General features: G+C 41.6%; 7 protein-coding genes. 5 read left to right on the forward strand and 2 right to left on the reverse strand.

The window, feature by feature from the left end:
- Positions 1-58 precede the first annotated feature (58 nt).
- A complete protein-coding gene (locus RG47T_RS21385) occupies positions 59-307 on the reverse strand; it encodes a putative signal transducing protein (protein ID WP_074491557.1) in 249 nt (82 codons plus the stop codon).
- Positions 308-755: 448 nt separating this feature from the next.
- Here RG47T_RS21385 and pdeM point away from each other — a divergent pair, with 448 nt between their 5' ends.
- Entirely contained in the window at positions 756-1,418 is a 663-nt protein-coding gene (pdeM, locus tag RG47T_RS21390; protein ID WP_074491559.1) for a ligase-associated DNA damage response endonuclease PdeM, read from the forward strand.
- A 167-nt stretch (positions 1,419-1,585) separates the two neighbouring features.
- Here pdeM and lspA read toward each other — a convergent pair whose 3' ends face one another.
- Entirely contained in the window at positions 1,586-2,107 is a 522-nt protein-coding gene (gene lspA / locus RG47T_RS21395; protein ID WP_074491561.1) for a signal peptidase II, read from the reverse strand.
- Positions 2,108-2,291: 184 nt separating this feature from the next.
- Between lspA and RG47T_RS21400 the strand changes: the two genes are divergently transcribed.
- The 4 genes from RG47T_RS21400 to RG47T_RS21415 form a co-directional block, all read left to right on the forward strand.
- Positions 2,292-2,846, forward strand: a complete 555-nt coding sequence (locus tag RG47T_RS21400) for a biliverdin-producing heme oxygenase (protein WP_074491563.1) — start codon at positions 2,292-2,294, stop codon at positions 2,844-2,846.
- Positions 2,839-4,365 carry a GAF domain-containing protein gene (locus RG47T_RS21405; protein WP_074491565.1) on the forward strand — a complete coding sequence of 509 codons (1,527 nt, stop codon included), beginning with the start codon at positions 2,839-2,841 and terminating at the stop codon, positions 4,363-4,365. Before RG47T_RS21400 ends, RG47T_RS21405 begins: the two co-directional genes overlap by 8 nt.
- 48 nt (positions 4,366-4,413) lie before the next feature.
- Positions 4,414-9,273 carry a chemotaxis protein CheB gene (locus RG47T_RS21410; protein WP_074491566.1) on the forward strand — a complete coding sequence of 1,620 codons (4,860 nt, stop codon included), beginning with the start codon at positions 4,414-4,416 and terminating at the stop codon, positions 9,271-9,273.
- 53 nt (positions 9,274-9,326) lie between these two features.
- Positions 9,327-9,650: response regulator (locus RG47T_RS21415; RefSeq protein WP_253187547.1), on the forward strand; the 324-nt coding region annotated here is incomplete at its 3' end.

Here is a 9,650-nt window from a genome sequence, read left to right on the forward strand (position 1 = left end):
TGCGATCACCTAGCGGCTCAGCAGGGCGAAGAAGATAATTAATTCGTTCTTAACGCTCTTATTCCGCTATCGGTTCACTGCTATTAAACTCATTTATCAACTTCAAAGCATCATCCACTTGCTGGCTGTTTACAATCACTTTAATATTGGCCATGCCGCCAGCATCGGCCAGGTAGGGCGCAACGGATCCCAGTAGTTCATTATTTAAAAATGCCTGGATATTGTTGTCCTCCAGTATGTTTTTAATCATTGTGGCTTTCCACAATTCGCCAGAGAATACTTCGGCGGTTTTGTCTTCGTTTTTCATAATTATTATAACCAATTGATCATTTCGGGCAGAATTTAGGCCGAAATGAATGTATGCTATTATTTTCTCAGATACCTTAACGTATAAAATACACTATCAGAATAGTGATTTTATCAAAAAAAAGCCCGATATGGTGTTCTTCACAAAAAATAAAGGTTTTCATTGATACATTTTTAACATTATATCAAAAACGTTACAACTAGTAACCTTTTGTTAATTGTGTTCGTTTTATTGATGTAAAACCTTAACATCATGAAACATCCACCATTAAAATACTTGATACTACAGTTTGTAACAGCTGCAGTAATCTTATGTTTAGCTGTGTTTATGCACAAATCATAAAACACATTGCCTGGCAACATTAACCAATTAAGCCGGAGTTTACAATTAACTTCGATAAATTGGATGTGTTGCTAATTTCAATAGCAAACCACTATCTTTGCTGTTAATGAAGATATGTGCCGAAGCTGAACTAAATATACTAGAACAGACCCTACTATTACTACCTGAAAAAGCAATTTACTGGCAACAAGAAAATGCGCTGATAGCCGCAGATGTACATCTGGGCAAATCGGGGCATTTTCGCAAGGCGGGTATAGCCATTCCTCAAAACATTGCACAAGAGGATCTGGCTGTACTGTCTGACCTTATTGCGCAATATAAACCTGCTAAACTTATTTTTTTAGGTGATCTGTTCCACAGCGAACTAAATACCGACTGGGATTGGTTTGCCCTCTGGCGCGAGCAATTTCCACAGCTTCATATCATCTTGGTAAAAGGCAACCATGATATTATTAATGATAGCCATTACCACCAGCTCAACATCGAAACACCGATGGAATACAGTATCGGACCGTTTTTGATGCTCCATCATCCGTTAACTGATGCCAAACTTGTTAATGCTGAGGGCTACGTGCTTTGCGGCCATATCCACCCCGGTGTTCGCATGCACGGCAAAGGCCGGCAAACGCTAACCCTGCCCTGCTTTACCTTTGGCGATAAGCAAGCCATTTTACCCTCTTTCGGTAAGTTTACCGGCAAGGTGGCCATTCGCCATAAAAACGATGATTCTGTTTTCGGGGTGCTGGACAATAAGGTGATTAGGGTTTAAGAAGAGAGACGAGAGACAGGAAACAAGACACGTACTTCGGCAGTAACTATAATTCCTTTTATTTTCTTTGTCATATTGAGCGCCGGTAAAACATGCTCTTCACCTTGTATTTCAACCTGGCATATCGAAGAATATTCTTCCTTCGTCAGAATGACAAATATTATAACCTAGCCTTGCGTCTGCTCCGTATTCGGCCGCTCTTTCCACTTTTTCATCGCCATATCAATTAAGATAATAATAACCCCTGTAGTGATCGAAAGATCGGCCATATTGAATACGCCGGTATGGAAGGGCGGGAAATCAATATATAAAAAGTCGGTTACCGAGCCGTGAATAATTCGGTCAAACACATTGCCTGCACCGCCGCCAACCATAAAGCAAATACCAATAACAGTAGCGCGCGAAAGCCTTGTATTGGTAATGAGGTACCAGATTCCCCAGATCAGAAAAACACCCGGGATAACAGAAAGTAAAATGGAGTGCAGGTAGCCCGGTATCTGGTCGCCCAGGCTTAAAAAAGCGCCGGTATTCTCTACCCTGGTCAGCATAAAATGATCGTGCAGAAAACGCAGACTGCTATAGGCCTCTATATGGTTCCGCACAATAGCTTTAGATACCTGGTCGCAACCAACGTTTAGCATTATAATGGCTATAATTATTGCAGCTCTTACCAGCTTATCTATTTTCATTGTGCTATTCTTAGCCCCTTTACCTTGCAGCAAAAGGGTTTCAAATTTATTAATAAAATTAGTTAAATGCCTACTGGTTTTACCTGTTAAGCAGTCAACCCCAGCAGGGCTACCCCTATTACAGCTTAAAAGTTTTCTAACAATTAAACTTATTCACCTATTTTAGTGTTTCATCCTCTATAGAATGTTAGCCGAAAATTTAAAAGATCAAACACTGGCCTATCACCAACAGCTTGAAAAAAAGCTGGTTGGCCAAATAAAAGGACTTACCAGCCAGGCAGATTACCTGCAGTTGCTACAGCTTTTTTATGGCTATTTTGGTGGCCTGGAAGACCGCATTAACCTGTTTATTAACCAGGAACAAATGCCAGACCACGCCCAGCGCCGCAAAACCGAAGCCATAGCCGATGACATTATTGCACTGGGTGGCCAGCCTGTTGCCAAAGCCACAGGCAACGAGCTACCAGAAATAAATAGTGCAGAACAAGCGTTTGGGGCGCTTTATGTAATTGAGGGTTCAACATTGGGTGGCAGCATTATCGGCAAAATGATATCTGGTAAACTGGGCCTTAATACCGGGCTTTCCTTTTTTAACAGCTATGGCGAAAACACCCATCAAATGTGGGCATCGTTTAAAAACATACTTAACAACCAACCATCCGATACCGAACAAACTATAACCGAAGCCGCAAACAGTACCTTTTTAAAATTTAAAAACTGGATAGAGCAGCATGGCTAAAAAGAATTTCGATTCGGAGTTTTGTGGCAGCTTGCCCCTGCACAATATCAATCAAATACAGCCTCACGGTTATTTGCTGGTATTGGATCAGCAAACGCTTGATATTATACAGGTTAGCGAAAACATAGAAGAGCTGATGGGTATTAACGTAATAGACCTGGTTAACACCTCTTTTATTGAATATATATCAACAGAACAGTCTGAAATACTGCTAAGTAAGTTTAAACCCGGTTTTTCAGAAAAAATCCCCCTTAGCTTTAACATTACCTGTAATGGTAAATTGCGGCAACCGCATGCTTTGGTACAGGCCAAAAACAATTACCTTATTTTAGAGCTGGAGCATATAAAAGAACATAAAGAACGTTTTTTTACCGATGTTTTCCAGGAGATAAAATACGCCATGGCGGCCATTGAAAATGCCGGCTCGGTACAGGAGGCCTGCGAAATTGCCATTTACGAAATCAAGCAACTCTCTGGCTTTGATGGCATTATGATGTACCGTTTTGATAGCGACTGGAATGGAACCGTTATTGCCGAGCAAAAGATCGCCGGTATGGAAAGCTACCTGGGCAATACCTTCCCGGCATCTGATATCCCTAAACAAGCGAGGGCTTTATACCTCAAAAACCCATACAGGTTAATCCCCAACCGCGTATACACGCCAGTTAAGCTTTACCCGGTTATTAACCCGGTTACCCATACGTTTATTGATCTGAGCGATTGTAACCTGCGCAGCGTTGCAGCGGTACACCTCGAGTATTTGAAAAACATGAAAGTAATGGCATCCATGTCAGTCCGGGTAATTAAAGATGGGCAGCTTTGGGGACTAATTGCTTGCCACCATGTTACGCCCAAATATTTAAGCTATGAGCTCTGCTCTGTTATTGAGTTGCTCTCTAGCGTAATATCAAACAAAATTTCGGGCATTTATAACCAGGAAGAATTTGATAAGGCGGCTTACCTGCACCAGCAAAAGGCCGCTTTAATTGAGCAGGTTTATACAGAGCAGGATATTGCCAAGGGTATTTTAAATATGGAAAAGCCCAATCTCTTGGCTATGTTTAATGCAACCGGCGCCGCAGTAATTAATGATGGCCAATTTGATACCTTGGGCAATACCCCCGGGCTTCATTACCTGGAAGACCTGACACTATGGCTGGAGGGAAAAAAAATTAACAGTGTTTTTGAAAGCAGCAACCTGGCTTCGCTTTATGATGATGCTGCCGACTATGCCGACATTGCCAGCGGCATACTGGTAATTCCTATTAATGGCGACAAGGGTAACTTTATCCTTTGTTTCAGGCCAGAAATTATCCAAACTATTAAGTGGGGCGGAGACCCCAACCAGGCCATCAACTTCGAAAAAAATGGTAAAGCCTACCACCCCCGCAATTCGTTTAAACTATGGCAGCAAATGGTTAAACAAATTGCCGCACCATGGACACCGCAAGAACTTGCCGCTGCAGAAATGTTCAGAAGCTTTGCTTTTGAATTTCAAACCAAACAATTGTACAATTAATTTCTTTTAGAAATTATTCAATTCCCAAAAATACGACTGCTAACAAGTATGAGCGAAGCAAAACCATCCACTACAAAACAAAAAACGGCCGCTGTTGGCCAAAAGTATGTTGTGGCAATTGGCGCTTCTGCGGGAGGCCTGGAGGCCATTCATGAGTTTTTTGACAACATGCCCGATAATTCGAATTTTGCGTTTATCGTTATCCAGCACTTGTCGTCAGATTATAAGAGCTTATTGGTAGAGTTGGTATCCAAACACACCCACATGAAGGTGCTGGAGGCGCAGCACGAAACTGTAATACAGCCCGACTGCGTTTATATTATACCTAACAACAAGTTAATGACCATTAAAAATAACCGGTTAAAACTTGCTGATAAACTACACGATAAATCGCCAAATACGGCTATAGATACTTTTTTACATACCCTGGCCCGTGAAAAGAAGGAGCAGGCCATTGCCATCATACTCTCGGGTACAGGTACAGACGGCACGCGCGGTATAGAAACCATTAAAGAATGCGGCGGCCTGGTTATAGTACAAGACCCCGCCACTGCCAAATTTGATGGCATGCCAAACAGTGCTATCACATCCGGCAATGCCGATTTTATATTGCCCCCAGCCAAAATGCACCAGGAGCTGTATAACTACATTAACCACAAACCCGAACAAATATTTGCCGAAGATAAAATAGACGATAGCCAGTTGGATGAGATATTCGGGCTGGTATATAAGAGTACCGGGCACGAATTTAATTTATATAAAACACCAACCATTATTCGCCGCATAGCCCGGCGCATGATGAACACCGGCATTACCGAGTTAGGTAATTACATAGCGTTATTAAAAACTAATGCCGATGAGGCCAACATATTAGGGCAGGATTTTCTCATCGGCGTTACACGTTTCTTTAGGGATGCACCCGCATTTGAAATATTAGCCAACCAGATTATTCCTGCTATTGCAGATGCAAAAGAAGATGGCGAACTGTTAAAAGTGTGGATCTGCGCATGCAGCACCGGCGAGGAAGCTTACTCTGTGGCTATATTGATTTATGATTACCTGCAAAAAAACCGCAAGCAGCTGGATGTAAAAATATTTGCCACAGATATCGATCAGTCGAGTATTGAAATTGCCTCACGAAATTTATATAGTGAGGCATCAGTCACAGACATTAATCACGACCTGTTCGACAGGTATTTTATCAAGGAGGGCAATAATTATTCTGTGATCAGCCCCATCCGCAAAATGATTGTTTTTGCAAAGCATAATGTGACCAAAGCCCCGCCTTTCATTAAAAACGATTTGGTTACCTGCCGCAACATGCTCATTTATATGAACAACCTGTTGCAGCAAAAAGTGCTTTCTACCTTTCATTTTTCATTAAACCAGGGCGGTTACCTTTTTTTAGGCTCCAGCGAATCGGCTCCGGTTTTAAAAGATGGCATGCAGGAGGTGAATAGTAAATGGAAGATCTGGAAAAAAACAGGCTCCATCAGCTATTCCAACAACGAAATCTATCATGCCGGTAACCAGATCTCGACGGCTACAAATAAAATTAAAAACTTTTTAAAACCGGCCGATCAAGCTAAAAAAACACTTATTGACGATTTTAATGACCTTGTTTTAGAAGAATTTGGCTGCGTCGGTATTTACATAGATAAAAACTGCGATATCAAAGAAACCATTGGTAACTACCGCCGGTACCTTTCGCTGCCCGAAAAAAAGCTTACCCTTAATTTGCTGAGCATGCTGCCGCGCGATGTATCTGTGATGCTGAATACCGCCATACGCAGAGCATGGAAAGAAAATAAAAAAACAACACTTAAGCGCATCCGGCTTACGCAGGGCGATAAAGATATTTTTTTAAATATTGCTGTTAAACCATCCGGTGCCGAGTCGGCCAGCGCATATACTTTAATATTATTAACCGAGGTTGCAGTAGAACCTCTTATTGATAAAGATACACTACCATCACACCAACTGCCCGATTTACAGCAGGGCGAATATTTTTTAGAACTGGAAGCCGAGCTTAACGAAACCCGCAGCAACTTGCAAATGGCCGTTGAGGAAATGGATACCACTAATGAGGAGCTACAATCCAGCAATGAGGAACTACTATCGGCTAATGAGGAACTGCAATCGGGCAATGAAGAACTACAATCATTAAACGAAGAGCTGCACACACTCAACACAGAACATCAGCTTAAAATAAGAGAGCTTGTTGAGCTTAATGACGACCTGGATAATTATTTTAAAAACACCGAAATAGGGCAAATATTTGTAGATAATAATCTCTGTATCCGTAAGTTTAATCCGGCTTCGGTAAAAATGATCAACCTCATTGAGGCTGATATTGGCAGGCCTATTAATGATATATCCAGTAACATCCAGGCCGAAAACATTTTGCAGGATATTTCTGCGGTGCTATATAACGACGCCGTTATTGAAAAAGAGGTATTACTAAGAAATGCCACACGCAGCCTGATGCGGATTATGCCCTACGTACGTAAGGATAAGCGTAAGGATGGTGTAGTAATAAGCTTTGTGGACATATCTGCCATAGCAGAACTTAATAACATTATAGCAGGCGTATTTAACGCAACAGAGAGTGCCATTATGGCTTTTAAAGCTGTACGCGATAAAGACAACCGGCTTACCGACCTTAAATGCATTGCAGCCAATAACGAGGCTACACGTATAACAGGCCGTAAGCTTGGTGATTTAGTTAACCTGCAACTAAAGCGCGATTTACCTCAACTGGCAGAGAACGGGCTTTATGATAAATATATTAAAGTTACCGAAGGAGGCAAAAATTACCTTGCAGAACATCAACTAAGCGATAAGATCTGGTATAGGATGGTAGCCGTAAAAATGGCAGATGGTATGGTTTTAACTTTCACCGAAATTACCGACCGTAAAAATGCAGAACAAAAACTTCGTAAAAACTACAATGAGCTTATTACCGCCCGGGAGAAACTGAAAGAGCTTAACAATGAACTGGAAGATAAGGTGCGGGAACGTACGCTGCGCTTATCTGAAAGCGAAGAACGCTTTTCGCTGGTATCAAAGGCAACTAATGATACCATTTGGGATTGGAACCTGGTAGAAAACACGATGTGGCGAAGCGATAACTTTACCTCTATGTTTGGCTATCACCGTAGTGAAGAACAAGAGAGCATCGATTTTTGGTTTGGCAAAGTACACCCCGATGACCGCGAACGTGTGGAGCAGAGTGTATACGAGGCTATCAATAATAACAAAAAACAATGGTCGGCCGAATATCGCTTTCTAAAGGCCGATGGGCAATATGCTATCATATTAGACAGGGGCAGCATATTGCATAACGAGTTTGGCACACCTTACCGTATGGTAGGCTCCATTATTGATATTACGCGCTTAATCGAGGCTGAAAAGAAAATGAGCAGCAGCGAGAACCGCTTCCGGAAGGTTTTTGAATCAAACATGATCGGGATGGTATTTACAGACCAGAATGGTAGAATTATTGATGCAAATGATGGCTTTCTGGCTATGATCGGCTATGACCAGGATGACCTGCGTAATAATAAAATACCATGGGATGCCATTACCCCGGAAGCTTACGCGGAGGTTACCAAATGGGCGGCACAACAATTAGCACTTTATGGTGCCTGCCCCCCTTATGAAAAAGAATACATTAAAAAAGATGGCGGCAGGGTTAGTGTATTAATGGGTTCTGCACAGCTGGATGATAATACATCGGCCAGGGAGGTTAGCTACATTATTAACATTACCGCACAAAAGGAAACAGAGCGCCGCCGTAAAGAACTACAACAGCTGGTTAAAAAACAGCAGGACGAGTTTTATAGTATCTTTTTAAATGCCCCGGCATTAATAACCATTCGCCGCGGCCCGCACCTTAAATACGAGTTTGTTAATAAAGCATTTGAAGATTTTGATGCACGGGGAAGCTATATTGGCAAAACCATTAGTGAAGCACATGCTCAGGATGCCGATAGCAAATTAATTGAAATAGACCGGCAGGTAATGGAAACCGGCAAACCCTTTATTGCCAAAGCATTTTTGGTAAAACGTAAAGACCCAATAAGCGGCGAAATGGTCGATAGCTGGTTCGATTTTATTTATACTCCCGTATTTGATAACAAAGGCAAAGTTGATGGAATTGCTTTTTTTGGCTTTGACGTAACCGATTTACTTAAAGCGCAGCAGGCCACCAAACAGCTGATGCAAAAGAAAGACGAGTTTATGAGTATAGCCAGCCATGAGCTTAAAACGCCAATAACCAGCCTGAAAGGCTCGCTGCAAATTATGCAGCGCATGGCCAATAAGAATACTGACGTTAAAACCATGTTCCCGTTTATAGATAAAGCCGACAAGCAGACTTCAAAACTAACCTCGCTTGTTGAAGATCTATTGGATGTAACTAAAATACATGCCGGTAAAATGCAGTTTAACTATACCTTGTTTAATGCCAGCGACATCATCAAAGATTGCGTGGAAGATACACAGGCAAATAACCCATCGCACAGGATAGTTATTGAAGGCATTGCCGACGTTGATATTTATGCAGATAAACCACGTTTAGAACAGGTGGTGAGCAATTTCTTATCAAATGCTATTAAATATTCGCCAGATGCCTCCGAGATTATTGTAACCAATGAAATTACAGATAAAGGCATGCTTAATATCGCAGTAAAAGATTTTGGCATCGGGATACCACATGATAAAAGAGCTTTTGTTTTCGACCGTTTTTTCCGTGTACAGGAGTCATCTCACAAGTTTTCGGGGTTAGGATTAGGCCTTTACATCTCGGCAGAGATCATAAAACGCCATCATGGAAAGATTGGTGTTGACAGTGAGGAAAATAAAGGTTCAACTTTTTGGTTTTCTATACCAGTAACTAAAAAATAATTAACTTTTTTTATAATTAATAACTAGTTTTGTTTTTCCGCTTAAAACCACTAATGGACGCTTCTACAAAAAAGATCATCATATTTGATGACGACGAGGATATTCTTTCTATCTGCTCTTACATTTTAGAGGAACAGGGCTGGGAGGTACACACGTTTACCGATTGCAATAATATTGTTGAAAAGGTAAGCAGCTTAAACCCGTCCGTTATCCTGATGGATAACTGGATACCCGATGCCGGTGGTATTATTGCCACCCAAACGCTAAAAAAATCAGAAGATTTAAAACACATCCCGGTTATTTACTTTTCGGCCAACAGCGATATACAGCTTCTGGCAGAACATGCCGGTGCCGAAACCTACCTGGCTAAACCATTT

The organism is Mucilaginibacter polytrichastri (genome assembly GCF_001911425.1).
In the GTDB taxonomy this organism is placed as follows: domain Bacteria; phylum Bacteroidota; class Bacteroidia; order Sphingobacteriales; family Sphingobacteriaceae; genus Mucilaginibacter; species Mucilaginibacter polytrichastri.